General features: G+C 73.1%; 13 protein-coding genes and 1 pseudogene. 6 read left to right on the forward strand and 8 right to left on the reverse strand.

Annotated elements, in window-relative coordinates; all coding sequences use genetic code 11:
- Window positions 1-205 precede the first annotated feature (205 nt).
- Window positions 206-1475 (forward strand): annotated as a pseudogene (locus ACZ4VW_RS21745) (class I SAM-dependent methyltransferase).
- Between the two features lie 142 nt (window positions 1476-1617).
- Window positions 1618-2226, forward strand: a complete 609-nt coding sequence (gene idi, locus ACZ4VW_RS21750) for an isopentenyl-diphosphate Delta-isomerase (protein WP_467964772.1) — start codon at window positions 1618-1620, stop codon at window positions 2224-2226.
- Here idi and ACZ4VW_RS21755 read toward each other — a convergent pair.
- Together ACZ4VW_RS21755 and ACZ4VW_RS21760 are read right to left on the reverse strand one after the other, a co-directional pair.
- Window positions 2192-2755: an ATP-binding protein gene (locus tag ACZ4VW_RS21755; RefSeq protein ID WP_467964774.1), complete on the reverse strand. Its 564-nt coding sequence runs from the start codon at window positions 2753-2755 to the stop codon at window positions 2192-2194. The two genes, idi and ACZ4VW_RS21755, sit on opposite strands and share 35 nt — an antisense overlap.
- A gap of 131 nt (window positions 2756-2886) precedes the next feature.
- Window positions 2887-3546, reverse strand: a complete 660-nt coding sequence (locus ACZ4VW_RS21760; RefSeq protein ID WP_467964776.1) for an HdeD family acid-resistance protein — start codon at window positions 3544-3546, stop codon at window positions 2887-2889.
- Window positions 3547-3609: 63 nt separating this feature from the next.
- Between ACZ4VW_RS21760 and ACZ4VW_RS21765 the strand changes: the two genes are divergently transcribed.
- Window positions 3610-4353 (forward strand): enoyl-CoA hydratase/isomerase family protein, encoded by a 744-nt coding sequence (locus tag ACZ4VW_RS21765; RefSeq protein ID WP_467964778.1) that lies wholly within the window; start codon window positions 3610-3612, stop codon window positions 4351-4353.
- A gap of 18 nt (window positions 4354-4371) precedes the next feature.
- Here the strand turns inward: ACZ4VW_RS21765 and ACZ4VW_RS21770 are convergent, their stop codons facing one another.
- Together ACZ4VW_RS21770 and ACZ4VW_RS21775 are read right to left on the reverse strand one after the other, a co-directional pair.
- On the reverse strand, window positions 4372-5013 hold the full coding sequence (locus ACZ4VW_RS21770) for a DJ-1/PfpI family protein (protein WP_467964780.1): 642 nt from the start codon (window positions 5011-5013) through the stop codon (window positions 4372-4374).
- A gap of 11 nt (window positions 5014-5024) precedes the next feature.
- The gene (locus ACZ4VW_RS21775) at window positions 5025-5993 is read right to left on the reverse strand and encodes a GlxA family transcriptional regulator (protein WP_467964782.1); all 969 of its coding nucleotides are present in this window, start codon (window positions 5991-5993) and stop codon (window positions 5025-5027) included.
- Window positions 5994-6116: 123 nt separating this feature from the next.
- Here ACZ4VW_RS21775 and ACZ4VW_RS21780 point away from each other — a divergent pair, with 123 nt between their 5' ends.
- On the forward strand, window positions 6117-6980 hold the full coding sequence (locus ACZ4VW_RS21780) for an SCO6745 family protein (RefSeq protein WP_467964784.1): 864 nt from the start codon (window positions 6117-6119) through the stop codon (window positions 6978-6980).
- Window positions 6981-7184: 204 nt separating this feature from the next.
- Window positions 7185-9551, forward strand: coding sequence for a Tex family protein (locus tag ACZ4VW_RS21785; RefSeq protein WP_467964785.1), 2367 nt, complete (start codon window positions 7185-7187; stop codon window positions 9549-9551).
- A gap of 110 nt (window positions 9552-9661) precedes the next feature.
- On the opposite strand, the gene ACZ4VW_RS21790 is transcribed toward ACZ4VW_RS21785, so the two are convergent.
- Window positions 9662-10423 (reverse strand): class I SAM-dependent methyltransferase, encoded by a 762-nt coding sequence (locus ACZ4VW_RS21790; protein ID WP_467964787.1) that lies wholly within the window; start codon window positions 10421-10423, stop codon window positions 9662-9664.
- A 153-nt stretch (window positions 10424-10576) separates the two neighbouring features.
- Here ACZ4VW_RS21790 and ACZ4VW_RS21795 point away from each other — a divergent pair, with 153 nt between their 5' ends.
- A complete protein-coding gene (locus ACZ4VW_RS21795) occupies window positions 10577-11557 on the forward strand; it encodes a TIGR03557 family F420-dependent LLM class oxidoreductase (RefSeq protein WP_467964789.1) in 981 nt (326 codons plus the stop codon).
- A 94-nt stretch (window positions 11558-11651) separates the two neighbouring features.
- Here the strand turns inward: ACZ4VW_RS21795 and ACZ4VW_RS21800 are convergent, their stop codons facing one another.
- The 3 genes from ACZ4VW_RS21800 to ACZ4VW_RS21810 all read right to left on the reverse strand — a co-directional run bounded on the left by ACZ4VW_RS21800 (window position 11652) and on the right by ACZ4VW_RS21810 (window position 15273).
- Window positions 11652-13190, reverse strand: coding sequence for a hypothetical protein (locus ACZ4VW_RS21800; RefSeq protein WP_467964791.1), 1539 nt, complete (start codon window positions 13188-13190; stop codon window positions 11652-11654).
- The gene (locus ACZ4VW_RS21805; protein ID WP_467964793.1) at window positions 13190-14374 is read right to left on the reverse strand and encodes an FAD-dependent monooxygenase; all 1185 of its coding nucleotides are present in this window, start codon (window positions 14372-14374) and stop codon (window positions 13190-13192) included. Before ACZ4VW_RS21805 ends, ACZ4VW_RS21800 begins: the two co-directional genes overlap by 1 nt.
- A 128-nt stretch (window positions 14375-14502) precedes the next feature.
- Complete coding sequence (locus ACZ4VW_RS21810) at window positions 14503-15273, reverse strand: restriction endonuclease (RefSeq protein WP_467964795.1); 771 nt, start codon at window positions 15271-15273, stop codon at window positions 14503-14505.
- Between the last annotated feature and the right edge of the window lie 293 nt (window positions 15274-15566).

Raw genomic sequence — 15566 nt, forward strand, 5'->3', positions numbered from 1 at the left:
CGGTGGCTTCGACGGGCGGCTGCGACCGCCGGGTGGGGACTGCTAGCCTTTCGCGCACACGTGAGGTGGAGAGGAGCTGAGGTTGATGACCGTCGCGATGGAGGCTGCCCCGTGCGGCAGCGCCCGGTCCTTCCCCAGTTCCCGGGTTTCCGGCTGACCTGACGTTCTCGTCGGCCGGGGCCCTCTCACACAAGGGTTTCCCACGTTGTCCGACAACGCTCTGCACACCGCCTTCTTCGCCCTGCACCACGGTCTTCCGCGCCAGGGCCCCGGCTCCGACTCCACCACCCGTCGTCTGCTCGCGCTCTGCGGACCGCTTCCCGTGCGGCCGCGCGTGCTCGACCTCGGCTGCGGACCCGGCCGCTCCGCCCTGCTCCTGGCCGCCGAGGCCGGGGCGGAGGTGACGGCCGTGGACCTGCATGAGCCGTTCCTCGAAGAGCTCCGGCAGGCGGCCGACGCCCGCGGGCTCGGCGGCTCCGTCCGCACGCTCCGCGCCGACATGGGCGACCTGCCCTTCCCCGACGGGTCCTTCGACCTCGTCTGGGCGGAGAGCTCGGCCTACGCCCTCGGCTTCGACACCGCGCTGCGCGCGTGGCGCCGGCTGCTCTCTCCCGGCGGGACCCTCGTCCTCACCGAGTGCGAGTGGACGGCGGACGACCCGAGCCAGGAGGCCCGCGCCTTCTGGGACCGCCACTACGCCCTGCGTAACACCGCCGCCAACACCGCGGCGGCGGTCGAGGGCGGCTACCACGTCCTCGGGGTGGTCCCCCAGCCCGAGAGCGACTGGGACGAGTACTACGGTCCGCTCGCCGAGCGGGCGGACGCCGCCGACCCGACGGCTCCGGGCATGGCCGAGGCGCTCGCCGCGACCCGCGAGGAGCTCGCGATGCGCCGTGACCACGGTGGCGAGTACGGCTACACCGGTTACGTCCTGCGGCCGGCCGATCCGCGGTGACGCCCGCGGGAGGAGACGGCCGCCGGCTTCCCCCCGCGTACGGGAGATCGACGCGGCCGCCTTCGCCACGAAGGAGGAGGCCGCGCTGATCGAACCCTCCGGAAGGTCTCCGGTGCCTGGCTGCCCGGCCCCTCGTACGGCGCCGAGGCGGCCGGCGGCTCGGCGGCGGCGTACGCGCTCGTCGCCCTGCCCCTGCCTTCGGTGGGGCGGTCCCAGCCATGCCGGCGGCGCTCCGGCGGCGGCGCTCGCACCGGTCGCCGTCGCTCCGGGGCACCGGCGGCGGGGGCCGGGGAGGCCGCTGTTTGGGGCGTCCTCGACGCCGTACGGCTGCGCGGGGAGCGGCCGTCCTGCGCTCGGCCACCCGGCGCACGACCCGCGCTCCGGCTTCGCACAGGCGTCGGAATACGAGATCAGGCCAGGTTTCGAGGTTCCGGACGAGGCGAGGACGGTGCCGGCGCTCGACGGTTCCGGCCCGGTTCGCCGGGGCATGATCCGCTTTCCGGCGGCCTTCGGGGTCTGACGTGTGGCCGCTCCCGCCGCGCCGGGGTGTACTCCGGTGCGGTGGGAGCGGCCATGTCCGGCCTCCGAAGTACGGACAAGCCGCTTTTGTGCGGCAGACTGAGGGTGCCCCACAGGGGCGAGGACCGAAGCGAAGGATGGGTATGCCGACCACATCAGCCACCGCGGCACACAGCTCGCCGAACGGAGTCTCCTCGGGCGGCGTCCCGGATCCGATCATGCTCGAGCTGGTCGACGAGGACGGCACCACCATCGGTACGGCCGAGAAGCTCGCCGCCCACCAGGCTCCCGGGCAGCTGCACCGCGCCTTCTCCGTCTTCCTCTTCGACGAGTCGGGCCGGCTGCTGCTGCAGCGCCGCGCGCTCGGGAAGTACCACTCCCCCGGTGTGTGGTCGAACACCTGCTGCGGTCACCCGTACCCGGCCGAGTCGCCCATGGCGGCCGCCGCCCGCCGCACGTACGAGGAGCTGGGCATCTCGCCCTCGCTGCTCGCCGAGGCGGGCACCGTCCGCTACAACCACCCGGACCCCGCGTCGGGCCTGGTGGAACAGGAGTACAACCACCTTTTCGTCGGGCTGGTGCAGGCCGCGCTGCGACCGGACCCGGAAGAGGTCGAGGAGACCGCCTTCGTCACGGCGGAGGAGCTGGCGGAGCGGCACGCGACCGCGCCGTTCTCCGCCTGGTTCATGACGGTCCTGGACGCGGCGCGTCCGGCGGTCAGGGAACTGACGGGTCCGTCCGGGGGCTGGTGATCCCGGGCAGGGTCGGGGTGCCGGGCGCCGTCGCGGGCGCCTGGGCACCGATTCCGGGCGCCGCCCCGGCTCCCGCCACCTGGGGTGCGAGGGGCAGCGCGGCCCAGATGATCTTGCCGCCGCTCGCGGTGTGCTCCACGTCGCACGCCCCGCCGGCCTCCAGCGCGGTCTCCCGCACCAGCAGCAACCCGCGGCCGCCCGTCTGCGCGTAGTCCGCCTCCAGGGCCTTGGGGCGGTACGGATGGTTGTCCTCGACGGACACCCGGATCCACTCCGCTCCGATCGCCACCTCCACCGCCACTTCGGGGGAGAGCAGCGCCGCGTGCTTGACGGCGTTGGTGACCAGCTCCGAGACGATCAGGAGCAGGCCCTGGACCGTGTCCTCGTGAAGCGGTACACCTTGACGGTTCAGCAGGTCTCGTACGGCGTGCCGGGCCTGCGGAACGGAGACGTCGACCGCGGGAGCGGTGAAGCGCCAGACCCCTTCGTAGGACGGTGGCCGTGCGGGGACGCTCCCGCGGCTCTCCATAGTCCGGCTCCCACCCTCGTGCTCGATTGTCGCCACGTAGTCGAGTCTTGGTAATCCGTGGGGCCGGACCGGCCTACTGACCAGAAGTCGACGCTTATCGGCCACCTTCTGACCGGGTGAGTATGCCAACGTCAGTTGTTCGACTGCTCCTGATCTCCTTCTGACGGCTTCGGTGATGCCTGCGCGGCGCCCCGCGCGGAAGTCCGCCCCGAGGCGGCTTCCGGAGCGACCATGCCGACGATCTGGCGGCCGCCGATACCGATGGCGATCAGGCCGAGCCCGTCGAAGAGCAGGGCCAGCGAGAAGAAGACCCCGAGGACGTAGCGGCTGCTGTCGGGCCAGTCGAAGAGGACGAGCAGTCCGAGCAGCAGCCCGAAGGCTCCCTGGAGGAGCGTCCAGCCGAACTGCGGTCCGCGCACCACCGCGCTGCCCACCAGCCGGAACACCCCGCCGGTCAGGAAGAGCAGCGCCGCGAACATGGTCAGCGCCTCGGCCGAGCCCTCCGGGTGCCGGATGACGACGACACCGGCCGCGATGTTCAGGGCCGCCACCACCACGGCGAGCCAGAAGTAGGCGGTTCCCCGGGACTCGATGGCGTGCAGGAGGCCCACGACGCCGCCGATGAGCAGCAGCCAGCCGAAGAGGAGCATCGAGGTGAGGGTGGCGAGGCCGGTGTAGAGGAGACCGACGATCCCGCCGAGGACGAGCAGGGCGCCGAGAAGGGCGAGCCAGCCGAAACTGCGGCGCAGCTTCTTGCCCTCACGTACCGCGTCCTGGGGACCCTGGGCCATCCGCGCCTCCTCCTCGACCCCCTCTTGATCGTACGGTCGGCCCGCCCGGATAGCATCCGCCGCATGGAGCCGCAGCTGAGCGTCAGCGTCGTCGACGGGATCGCCACCGTCGTCATCTCGAACCCCGCCAAGCGCAACGCGATGACGGCCGCGATGTGGCGGTCGCTGCCGGAGCTGCTCGCGCCGCTCGCGACCGACGCCCGGGTCCGCGTCCTGGTCCTCACCGGGGACGGGGAGACCTTCTGCGCCGGCGCCGACATCTCGACGCTGCGGGAGCCGGGCGACGAGCAGCAGTCGCTCGCCGTACGGGCCGAGGACGCGCTCGCCGCCTTCCCGAAGCCGACGCTCGCCGCCGTGCGCGGGTACTGCGTGGGCGGCGGCAGCCAGCTCGCCGCGGCCTGCGACCTGCGCTTCGCCGAGGAGGGCGCGCGGTTCGGGGTCACCCCGTCGAAGCTCGGCATCGTCTATCCGTCCTCCTCGACCCGCCGCCTGGCCTCGCTGGTGGGGCCGTCGGCCGCCAAGTACCTCCTCTTCTCGGGTGAGTTGATCGACACGGAGCGGGCACTGCGCACCGGTCTGGTGGACGAGGTGCTCCCGGTCGGCGACCTGGACAAGCGGGTGGGCGAGTTCGCCCGCGTCCTGGCCTCGCGCTCCCTGCTGACGCAGGCGGCGGCGAAGGAGTTCGCCGACGGACGCGCCGACCGGGACGCGTACTGGGCGGAGCAGGCGCGCGGCAGCGGCGACACTGCGGAAGGGGTCGCCGCCTTCCTGGAGCGCCGCGCGCCCCGCTTCACGTACGGGATCTGAGGCCGCGGCCGGGAGGACTCAGCCCCCGGCGAGGTCCTTCGTGGCCGTGCCGCGCCAGCGCGCGACGATCTCGGCCGGGGCCTTCTCCGGGGAGCCCGCGTCGTACGGCGGCTGCGGGTCGTACTCGGTCAGCAGCTGGACGGTCTGCGCCACGGTGTCACCGGCGATGCGGCCGAGCAGGTGCAGGGCCATGTCGATGCCGGAGGAGACCCCGGCGGCGGTGACGTACTTGCCGTCGAGGACGACCCGCTCGCCGGTGGGCTCGGCGCCGAGCGCCCTGAGTTCCTCGTACGCGAGCCAGTGGGTGGTGGCCCGGCGACCGGTGAGCAGGCCCGCGGCGGCCAGGACGAGCGAGCCGGTGCAGACGGAGGTGGTCCAGGTGCTGGTGGCGTCGGCGGTACGGAGCCAGGCGAGGATCTGCGGGTCCTTCATCGCCTCACGGGAGTCGGGGCCGCCGGGGACCAGGAGAATGTCCGGGTGCGGCACCTCGGCGAGGGCCTTGTCGGCGACGAGGGCGAGGCTTCCCTGGTCGTTGCGGACCGGGCCGGCCTCCTTGGCGACGAAGACGGTCTCGGCTCCGGGGAGGCGGGCGAGGAGCTCGTAGGGGCCGACGGCGTCGAGGGCGGTGAAGCGGTCGTAGAGCAGGACGGCGATCTGCATGGTTGCGATCCCTATCGGCTGGTGGTGGGAACAGGGGCGTGGAAGCGGCGCCGGTAGTCCGCCGGCGCGGTGTCCATGGCTTTGACGAAGGCCCGGCGCATGGCCTCGGGGGTGCCGTAGCCGGCCGCCCGGGAGACCTCCTCGACGCCGTCGGCCGTCTCCTCCAGGAGCCTGCGGGCGTGTTCGAGCCGGACCCGGTCGACGTACCGGCCCGGGCTGATACCCGTCTCCGCCTGGAAGGCGCGGGCGAAGTGGCGGGGCGAGAGCCGGGCGCGGGCGGCCAGCGACTCGACGGAGAGGTCGGCGTCGGGGTGTTCGGTGATCCAGTGCTGCAGCTCGCGCAGCGGTTCCCGGCGGGCGGTCTGAGCGGCGAGCTGGGCGCTGAACTGCGCCTGGTTTCCCGGGCGGCGCAGGAAGACGACCAGGTGGCGGGCGACGGTGAGGGCGGCGGCGCGGCCCAGGTCCTCCTCGACGAGCGCGAGGGCGAGGTCGATGCCCGCCGTCACCCCGGCGGAGGTGGAGATCCTGCCGTCGCGGACGAAGATGGGCTCCGCCTCCACCTCGACCTCCGGGTGACAGCGGGCGAGGTGGTCGCAGGCGCTCCAGTGGGTGGTGGCCCGGTGGCCGTCGAGGAGACCTGCTTCGGCGAGCAGCAGGGCGCCGGTGCAGACGGAGACCAGCCGCTCGGCGTGCGGGGCGTTCTCGCGCAGCCAGTCGATCAGCCGGGGGTCGGAGCGCCGGGTGCCCTCGCCCCCGGGGACGAGCAGAGTGTGCGGGCGGCCCGCGTCGGCGAGCGTCGTGTCGGGGAGGAGGCGCAGGCCGCTCTGCGTACGGACCGGGCCGCCGTCGAGCGAGGCGGTCACGATCGGGTAGGCGCCGCCGCCGCAGCGGCCGGCGCCGGCGAACACCTCCACCGGCCCGGTGACATCCAGGCTCTGCACGCCGTCGAAGAGGACGACGAGCACGGGTCGATTCGTCATGGACCCATCCTTGGCGGGCCCGGGGACGGCCGCAATGACGAGGACCCCACCTTTCCTGCCATCGGCCGCGAGGAGCCGCCCCCGGACTTCCGGTCGTACCGACCAGTCGGTAACGTGCCGTCCATGACCTCTCTGCCGCCCCGCGCGGGCCGCCGCTGCCATCACATGCTGAACCCGCTGCACTCCACGGTGTACTTCTCGCCGGACCTGGAGAGCGAGTTCTCGGCCCTCGGCTTCGAGGACCCGGCGGCCATGCGGCTCGCCGCCCGGAGCGCCGCGATGGGGGCCGTCGGGGCCGGCACCGTCGCCGCGACCTTCTACAACTACAACGTCGAGCTGCTGGCCCGGTACCTGCCGGCCGTCTGGGACATCGCCTCGCCGGCCGAGGCGGTGGTGGCTCGGCTGCGGGCCGTGGACACGACCCTGCGCCGCCTCCTCGGCGAGGAGACGGTCGCCTCCGCCGAGATGGCCGAGGCCGCCGAGCTCGCCCTGCGCGCCACTGAGGCGTGCACGCGGCACGCCCGGCCGCTGTACTCGGCCCATGCCGACCTTCCCGTGCCCGAGGAGCCGCACCTGCGCTACTGGCACGCCGCCACGCTGCTGCGCGAGCACCGGGGCGACGGCCACCTCGTGGCGCTGCTCAGCGCGGACCTCGACCCCCTGGAGGCGCTGGTCAGCCACACCGCCACGGGCATGGGCATGAGCCCGCGCTGGGTCCTGGGCAGCCGCGGCTGGCGGCGCGCCGACTGGGAGGCCGCCGCGGCACGGCTGCGCGAGCGCGGCCTGGTCGACGACAAGGGCGAGCTCACCGCCGAGGGCGCGGCGCTGCGCGAGGCCGTGGAGGAGGACACGGACCGCCTGGACGCGGCTCCGTACGAGCACCTGGGTGCGGCGGGGGTCGAGCGCCTGACGGAGCTGGGCAAGTCCTTCCGTAACGCGGCGTTCCTCGCGGGGGCGTTCCCCGCGGACCTGAACGGCAAGGGCTGACGGCCGACAGCGGGGAGGCCGGGGGCGGCGGGGCCTTCGGTGGGCGTGGCCTCGCCCGCTGCGCGGTGTGCGGCGGTACGCCGGGCTTCGGTGGGCGTGGCCTCGACCGCGGCGGGGCGCGGCGGGGCGCGTGCGGCATTCCGGTGAGCGACCCGGCACAATGCAGTCGCAAGCTTGAGGCGCGAGAAGGCGAGTCGGGACACCGTGACGACGTCCATCGAAGGCAGGATCGCCGAGGAACTCGGCGTACGCGAGCGACAGGTGAGGGCGGCCGTCGAGCTGCTCGACGGCGGGTCGACCGTGCCGTTCATCGCGCGCTACCGCAAGGAAGCGACCGAGATGCTCGACGACGCGCAACTGCGCACGCTCGAGGAACGGCTGCGCTATCTGCGGGAGCTGGAGGACCGGCGGACCGCCATCCTCGACTCCGTACGGGAGCAGGGCAAACTGACCGCCGAGGTGGAGGCCCAGCTCCGGGCCGCCGACACCAAGGCGCGCCTGGAGGACATCTACCTGCCCTTCAAGCCCAAGCGCCGCACCAAGGCGCAGATCGCCCGCGAGGCCGGTCTCGAGCCCCTGGCCGAGTCACTCCTCGCCGACCCGTCCGTGGAGCCGGCGGCCGCCGCCGCGGCCTTCGTCGACGCGGACAAGGGCGTCGCCGACGCGGCCGCCGCGCTCGAGGGCGCCCGGGCGATCCTCACCGAGAAGTTCTCGGAGGACGCGGACCTCATCGGCGAGCTGCGCGAGCGGATGTGGGGCCGGGGCCGGCTGGCCGCCAAGGTGCGGGAGGGGAAGGAGGAGGCCGGCGCGAAGTTCGCCGACTACTTCGACTTCGCCGAGCCGTTCACCGCGCTGCCCTCGCACCGGATCCTCGCCATGCTGCGCGGTGAGAAGGAGGACGTCCTCTCGCTGGAGCTGGAGCCGGAGGAGCCGTCCGCGACGCCCGGTCCCTCCTCGTACGAGGCGATGGTCGCCCGTCGCTTCGGCGTCGCCGACCGCGGGCGTCCGGGCGACAAGTGGCTGCAGGACACGGTCCGCTGGGCCTGGCGGACCCGGATCCTGGTGCACCTCGGGATCGACCTGCGGCTGCGGCTGCGGACGGCGGCGGAGGACGAGGCGGTACGGGTCTTCGCGGCGAACCTGCGCGACCTGCTGCTCGCCGCCCCGGCCGGGACGCGGGCGACACTGGGCCTCGACCCCGGTTTCCGTACGGGTGTGAAGGTCGCCGTCGTCGACGCGACGGGCAAGGTCGTGGCCACCGACACGATCTATCCGCACGTCCCCGCGAACAAGTGGGACGAGTCGCTGGCGAAGCTGGCGCGGCTCGCGAAGGCGCACGGGGTCGAGCTGGTCGCCATCGGCAACGGCACCGCATCCCGGGAGACGGACAAGCTCGCGGCCGAACTCATCGAGAAGCACCCGGAGTTGAACCTCACCAAGGTCATGGTCTCGGAGGCCGGCGCCTCGGTGTACTCGGCCTCGGCCTTCGCCTCGCAAGAACTTCCCGAGCTGGACGTGTCGTTGCGCGGCGCCGTCTCGATCGCGCGCCGGCTGCAGGACCCGCTGGCGGAGCTGGTGAAGATCGACCCGAAGTCGATCGGCGTCGGGCAGTACCAGCACGACCTCTCCGAGGTGAAGCTGTCGCGCTCGCTGGACGCGGTGGTCGAGGACTGTGTGAACGGCGTGGGTGTCGACGTCAACACCGCCTCGGCGCCGCTGCTGTCGCGGGTGTCGGGCATCGGCGCGGGGCTGGCCGAGAACATCGTGGCGCACCGGGACGCCAACGGGCCGTTCCGCTCGCGGAAGGCGCTGAAGGACGTGGCGCGGCTGGGGCCGAAGGCGTACGAGCAGTGCGCGGGCTTTCTGCGGATCCGGGGCGGCGACGACCCGCTGGACGCGTCCTCGGTGCACCCGGAGGCGTACCCGGTGGTGCGGCGGATGGTGAAGACGACGGGTGGCGAGGTCGCCTCGCTGATCGGCAACACGGGTGTGCTGCGGTCGCTGCGGGCGGACGACTTCGTCGACGAGACCTTCGGTCTGCCGACGGTCACGGACATCCTGCGCGAGCTGGAGAAGCCGGGCCGGGACCCTCGGCCGGCCTTCCGGACGGCAACGTTCAAGGAGGGCGTCGAGAAGATCGGCGACCTGGTGTCGGGGATGGTCCTGGAGGGGGTCGTCACGAACGTGGCGGCCTTCGGCGCCTTCGTGGACATCGGTGTGCACCAGGACGGCCTCGTGCACGTGTCGGCGATGTCGAAGACGTTCGTCAAGGACCCGCGGGACGTGGTGAAGCCGGCTGACGTCGTCCGGGTGAAGGTTCTGGACGTCGACATCCCGCGCAAGCGGATCTCGTTGACGCTGCGGCTCGACGACGAGGCGACGGCCGACGCGACGGGAGCGCCCGCCCCGAAGCGGGAGCGGCGCGAGCGCGGCGGACGGCCTCCGCAGCAGCGCCGCGCGCAGCCGCAGGGCTCGGCCCCGGCCCCCGCGAACAGCGCGATGGCGGACGCCCTGCGCAAGGCGGGCCTGCTGAACGAGGGCGGCGGCGGCAAGCGACGCGGCGGCCGCTGACAGCGACGGACCCGGCCTGACGGCCGGGACGCGTGCCGGGCGAGAGCGGCCCCGACGGTGACGGGGCCGCTCTCGCGTGGCACCGCGGGGAGCGGCGCGGCGCCGCCGGGTCAGGCCGGCTTTCGTGCCTCGATCAGGAAGCGTGTGGTGTGGGCGACGAACGGGCCCTTGCTCCGCATTCGCTCGTGGAGCTGCCGCAGCCGGTCTCGGTACTGGTCGACGGTGAATCCCGGCACCATCCAGATCACCTTCCGCAGGAAGTAGATCACCGCGCCGATGTCGAAGAACTCGGTGCGCAGCGACTCCGAGCGCAGGTCGACGATTTCCAGCCCGGCCGCCTCGGCCGCCCGGCGGGCGTCGTCGGGGTGGCGCGCGCGGCGCACCTCCTCGGGCTGCGGGCCGAGGAAGTACTCGACCAGCTCGAAGACGCTGGCCGGGCCCACCTGCTGGGAGAAGTACGTGCCGCCGGGCGCGAGGACCCGCGCGATGTCCTCCCACCACACGGTCACCGGGTGCCGGCTGACCACCAGGTCGAACGCCTCGTCGGCGAACGGCAGCGGTGGCTCGTCCTCGTCCGCGACGACCACCACTCCCCGCGGGTGCAGCAATCGGGTGGCCTTGGCCACGTTCGGCGGCCAGGACTCCGTCGCCACCGTCAGCCGTGGCAGCTCCGGCACTCCCGCCAGCACCTCCCCGCCCCCGGTCTGGATGTCCAGCGCGGCCGAGGCCCGTGCCATCCGCTCGCCCATCATGCGCTGGTAGCCCCAGGAGGGGCGCTGCTCGGTGGCGCGGCCCTCCAGCCAGGAGAAGTCCCAGCCCGCCACCGAGACCGCCTGCGCCTCCGCCACCAATTCGTCAAACGTTCGTGCCATGGCTGGATCGTTCCAGCTCAGCGGAGGGACGGGCGACACATTTTTCCCTCGGACGCCGTGTCGCGCGCCGGGCGCACCCGTTACAGGCCGCCGGGGCCGGGGTACTTCTGCGCGGACAAAAGTGATGTCTCGTGACGAGGAGAGGTGTGACTCGTGCAGATCGGATACAAGCTCGCCGCCGAGGCCTTCGGACCGGCGGAGCTGGTACGCCAGGCGGTCCTCGCGGAACAGGCGGGGTTCGACTTCGTCGAGATCAGCGATCATTACCATCCCTGGCTGGACAACCAGGGGCATTCGCCGTTCGCCTGGACGGTGCTGGGCAGCATCGCGGCCAAGACCTCACGGATCGGGCTGGCCACCGGCGTCACCTGCCCGACCGTGCGCTATCACCCCGCCATCATCGCGCAGGCCGCCGCCACCCTCGCCCTCCTGTCGGACGGGCGCTTCGTCCTGGGTGTCGGCTCCGGCGAGCGGCTCAACGAGCATGTCGTCGGCCGCGGCTTCCCCGACACCGTCCGCACCCGGCACGAGATGCTCAGGGAGGCCCTGGAGATCATTCGCCTGTTGTGGCGCGGCGGGTACCGGTCGTACGAGGGGAAGCACCTGCGCTTGGAGGACGCCCGGGTCTTCGACCTTCCGGAGGAGCTGCCCCTGATCGCGGTGGCGGCGAGCGGCGAGCCGTCCTCGCGCATCGCCGCCGAACTGGGTGACGCGCTGTTCGCCACGGAGGACAAGCCGGAGATCGTCCGGCACTACCGTGAGGCGGGCGGCAAGGGGCCGGGCTATGTCGAAGTCCCCATGGCGTGGGCGCCCGACGAGGAGACCGCGGCGAAGGCCGTACTGGAGACGTCCCGTTGGGCGGTCACCGGGTGGAAGGTCATGAGCGAGCTGCCGAATCCGGTCAACTTCGAGGCGGCGACGACCACCGTGCGCGAGGAGGACATCCTCGAGAAGTTCGCCTGCGGCAACGACCCCGCGCGGTACACCGAGGTGGCGCAGAGTTTCGTCGACGCGGGCTTCGACCGGCTGGTCATGCAGAACGCCGGTCCTGACCCGGACGGCTTCATCGACTTCTTCCAGCGTGAGCTGAACGAGTCGATGCGTGGGCTGCGGCCGAACGGCAAGGGAGCCTGAATCCACCCGCGCGCCTTGCGCCGTCGGGGGGTGACCGGGGCCCCGTCCTCCATGGGCGGGGCCCCGGTCGGTCACGGTCTCGGCGGGCGGGCCGTCAGTCGTCCGTGCGCGGGGGCTTCCTGGCGCAGAGGTACGGACGCGCGAGCAGCAGCCCGGTGGCGGTCGTGGCGATGCCGAAGTACACCGGCGCGAGGTGGAGGAAGTCGGTGTAGTGGATCGCTCCGTGCACCACGACGGCCGGCAGGAACCCGGCGGCGGCCGCCGCGGCCAGGCTCCAGAACACCCAGCTCTCGCCCCGTCGCCAGCCCCACGCGCTGAGCAGTGTGATGGCCACCGCGGCGGCCATCAGGGCGCCGCCGAACCCCGCGCGGTCGTGGGCGACGAACGGAACCAGCCGGGGATTCACGGCTTCCAGCGTCTGCGCGCTGGTGCCCAGGAAGACGAGGTCCGTCGGTACGAAGACGCCGGTCAGACCGACCACCGAGATCACCGCTCCGCCGACGAAGAGACCCGCTCCCGTGACGATCAGCAGCAGCTGGCCGACCAGTGCCCGCCGGCGCTCCGGCTCCGGCCCCTCGGAGGCCAGGCGCCACCGGGGTGCGTGTCCGGTGCGGCGGACCGCGGCCACGAACATCGGGAACAGCACGAGGGCGGTGGCCGTGTGCAGGGGTTCCACGAAGCCGGTGGCCAGGAAGTAGAACAAGGTGGGGAAGCCGATCGCCCCGGAGAGCAGGTACACCTCGCGGGCCCATGGCCAGCCGCGTCTGAGGCCGCCCACGGCGAGTCCGGTGTAGAGGGCGCCGATCGCCACCATGGTGCCGGCCATGGTGATCCGGTCGTGCTGGAGGAAGTGCACGAGGTGGTGGTTGGCAGCGTGCAGTTCCCGCAGCGTCATGCCGAGATAGTCGCGGTCGTACCAGAGCAGCACCGGCCCGAGGGTGATCACCGCGGCGCCGAGTCCCGCGCCCGTCATGCCGAGGCCGACGAGGAGCGCCCACCACCAGGCGGGCCAGCGGCGCGGATCGCGGCCGATGTCCCGGAGCGCGGGAGCCGGCGCGGTGGGGGTGGCCGCCTCGGTGACCCGGGCGAACCAGCCGGGACCGGCGGCGACGAGGACGTCGGGCCGGGCGAGCACGACGGCGTCCGGCTCCGCGAGCAGGCCGGCGGCGGCGGTGACCGACGGGTGGGACAGGCGGCGCACGGTGGGGTCGTCGTCGTGGGTGAAGCCGTCGACATGGGGTGCGAGCGCCGCCTTCGTCGCCGGGTCGCAGGCGTGGACGACCAGGGGGATCGAGCGGCCGGCGGCGGCCTCCCGTACCGTCTCCACGTCGGCCGCCGAGACGGGCGCCACCTCGACGACACCGGCCCCCAGCGGGTGCATGGCGCGCACCGTTTCGCGGGCGAGCGAGGGCGGGACGGATATGCCGAGGCGTACGGCGACGGGAACGCCGGCGACCTCGCCGGCGAGCGTCTTCGGTGGATGACGGTGACCGAACCCGCGGGCGATCAGCCGCGCGCCGGCCGGCCGGGATCCGATCGAGGCGAGCAGCCGCAGGGCGGTGCGCTGCGAACGGCGCAGACCGAGGACGGCGGCTGCCGGGCCGCGCAGGGGGTGATACGTCCAGTCCGGCATCAGTGACTCTCGTTCTCCGTCGCGGTCGCTCGCTCAGCGGGCGGGGTCCATCCGAGGACCGGTGTCATGGAACGCAGCGTCAGCCAGGTCGGCGTCAGTCGGGCCGCCGTGTCGCGCAGCAGCACCGCCGGCGGCCACGACAGCTGTCCGATCGCGCCGAGCCTGGCGGAGCGGCGGGTGACGGCCTGGGTGCGGGGGCGGCGCAGCACGTCGTACGAGCGGAGGGCGGCGGCCACGTCCGGGGTCCCGTCGAGGCAGTGGGCGAGGGTGACCGCGTCCTCCAGGGCCTGGCAGGCGCCCTGGCCGAGGTTGGGGGTCATGGCGTGGGCCGCGTCCCCGAGCAGAGCGACCCGGCCGCGGACGAAGGAGGGCAGCGGCGGCAGGTCGTACAGGTCGTGGCGGAGTACCGCGTCCGGGGGGACGGCGGTCAGCAGCTCGGGGATCGGGTCCGGCCAGGACGCGAACCGGCGGAGCAGTTCGGCGTGTTCGGAGGGGCCGGCTCCTGCTCCCGAAGCCGGAAGCGACGCGGTCGCGAAGCAGTACATCCGCCGGCCCGGCAGCGCCGTACAGCCGAATCTCTCCCCGCGGCCCCAGGTCGCCGCGCCCTCGGAGGGCGGCTCGGCGAGGGGATCGGTGACCATGCGCCAGGCGGTGTAGCCGGCGTACCGGGGGCCGGCCGCGTCGGGCCACAGGGCGTGGCGGACCGCGCTGCGCAGGCCGTCGGCGCCGACCACGAGGTCGGGCCGGGACTCGCCGCCACGGTGCTCGACGACCAGGTGCCGCCCGCCCTCGCGGACCGAGGACACCTCGCGGCCCGCGCGCAGGCTGTCGGCGGGCAGCGCCTCGGTGAGCGCCCGCAGCAGGTCCGCGCGGTGCAGCACCACCAGGGGATGGCCGTAACGGCGCGTCAACTCGGCGTTGTCCGCGCGGGAGAGCCAGCGGCCCTGCCGGTCGCGTACGCCGCCGCCGGACTCGACGGCACCGAGTGCGCGCACGGTGTCGGCGAGGCCGAGCGCTTCGAGCGCGCGCAGTGCGTTCGGCCACAGGGAGATGCCGGCGCCGACCTCGGTGAACTCAGGGGCTCGTTCCAGCACCTCGACGTGCCAGCCGCGGCGGTGCAGGGCGATGGCCGTCGCGAGCCCGCCGATCCCGCCGCCGACGACGGTCGCGGCGCGCTGCGGCATGGGTCCTCGCTCGGGTCTCTGGGGCGCCGCCCCGGTCATGTGGCGGCCGGTCCGGTGCCCGAGCGGCACGCGGTGCGGTGCGGGTCAGGCTGGGCGGCGCCTTATAGCAACATGTCGACTGACGCCTGTCAACGTACCGGCTCCCCCGCCGCCGCGACCGGTGCGGCCTCCCAGGGGGCGGGGCCGGTGCCCTCCGTCCAGGCGACGAGGGCGGCGTGGTCGAAGCACTGGATCCCGCACTGTTCCGCGTACTCCGTCGCCGGCTGAGTGAACTCGCCGGTGGTGACGACGGCGGCGACGGACGCCTCGTGCACGGCGAAGCAGGTGCCGCCGAATCTCTGCACGTCCTGGGAACCGACCTTGTTGACCGGCCCGTAGCGTTTGCACTGGATGACCAGGTGTCGTCCGTCGGGTGTGGTCGCGGTCACGTCGGCGCCCAGATCGCCCGCGCCGCCGACGACTTCGACGTCGAGACAGCCGTCACGTGCGCACAACGCGGCGACAGCCTGCTCGAAGGCGTCCGCGTCCATGGCCAGGTAGTCGTCCGCCTCGAAAGCAGGCGGCGCGGGGTCGACCTCTTCGAGCGGCTCCCCCACGAACAGGCCCTGGTGCGCTGTCGTTGCCTCGCCCGGGGAGAGGACGCCCGCCTGTGTCGTACCGCTGCGGCTCGCGATGCGGCGGTTACGGACGCTTCTCAGCGTCACCGCCACGAGGGCGATGGCCACCACCGCGATCACCACCTGGTCCGGGTGCCGATCGGCCGTCCTGACCATCACCTTCAGCAGAAGCCCTGTGGCGGACAGGGCGATGGCTATCAGTCCGAAGAAGAGGAGAAGCTGGCGCAGGCTGAACGCCGGCCTCGGACGGGCGCGGCCGACGCGTTTGCGGGGGACGGTCATGGGCGCGGTCCTCCGGCTACGGCACGGATGTCAAGATCATTCATGAACCCCCTCTTCCCGCGCATCCCGGCTTCAACAGCTTCGCGCGGCGCGCGCCCAGGGGTTCCCGTACGGAGTCGGCGCGGCCGCGCCCGGCTTCGGTGGCCCGGTCCCGGCCGACGGGGACCCGGACGACAGGGCCGCGCGCCAAGACCCCCTCTAGGTTCTGTCTCTTTGACTTCATGTCGATCGGGCCACGTGCGAGGGTGGTGGCCATGCCGCAGCTTGGTCACCGCCTCCGGTCCTTGAGATTC

This window comes from Streptomyces sp. NPDC029139 (assembly GCF_055564335.1).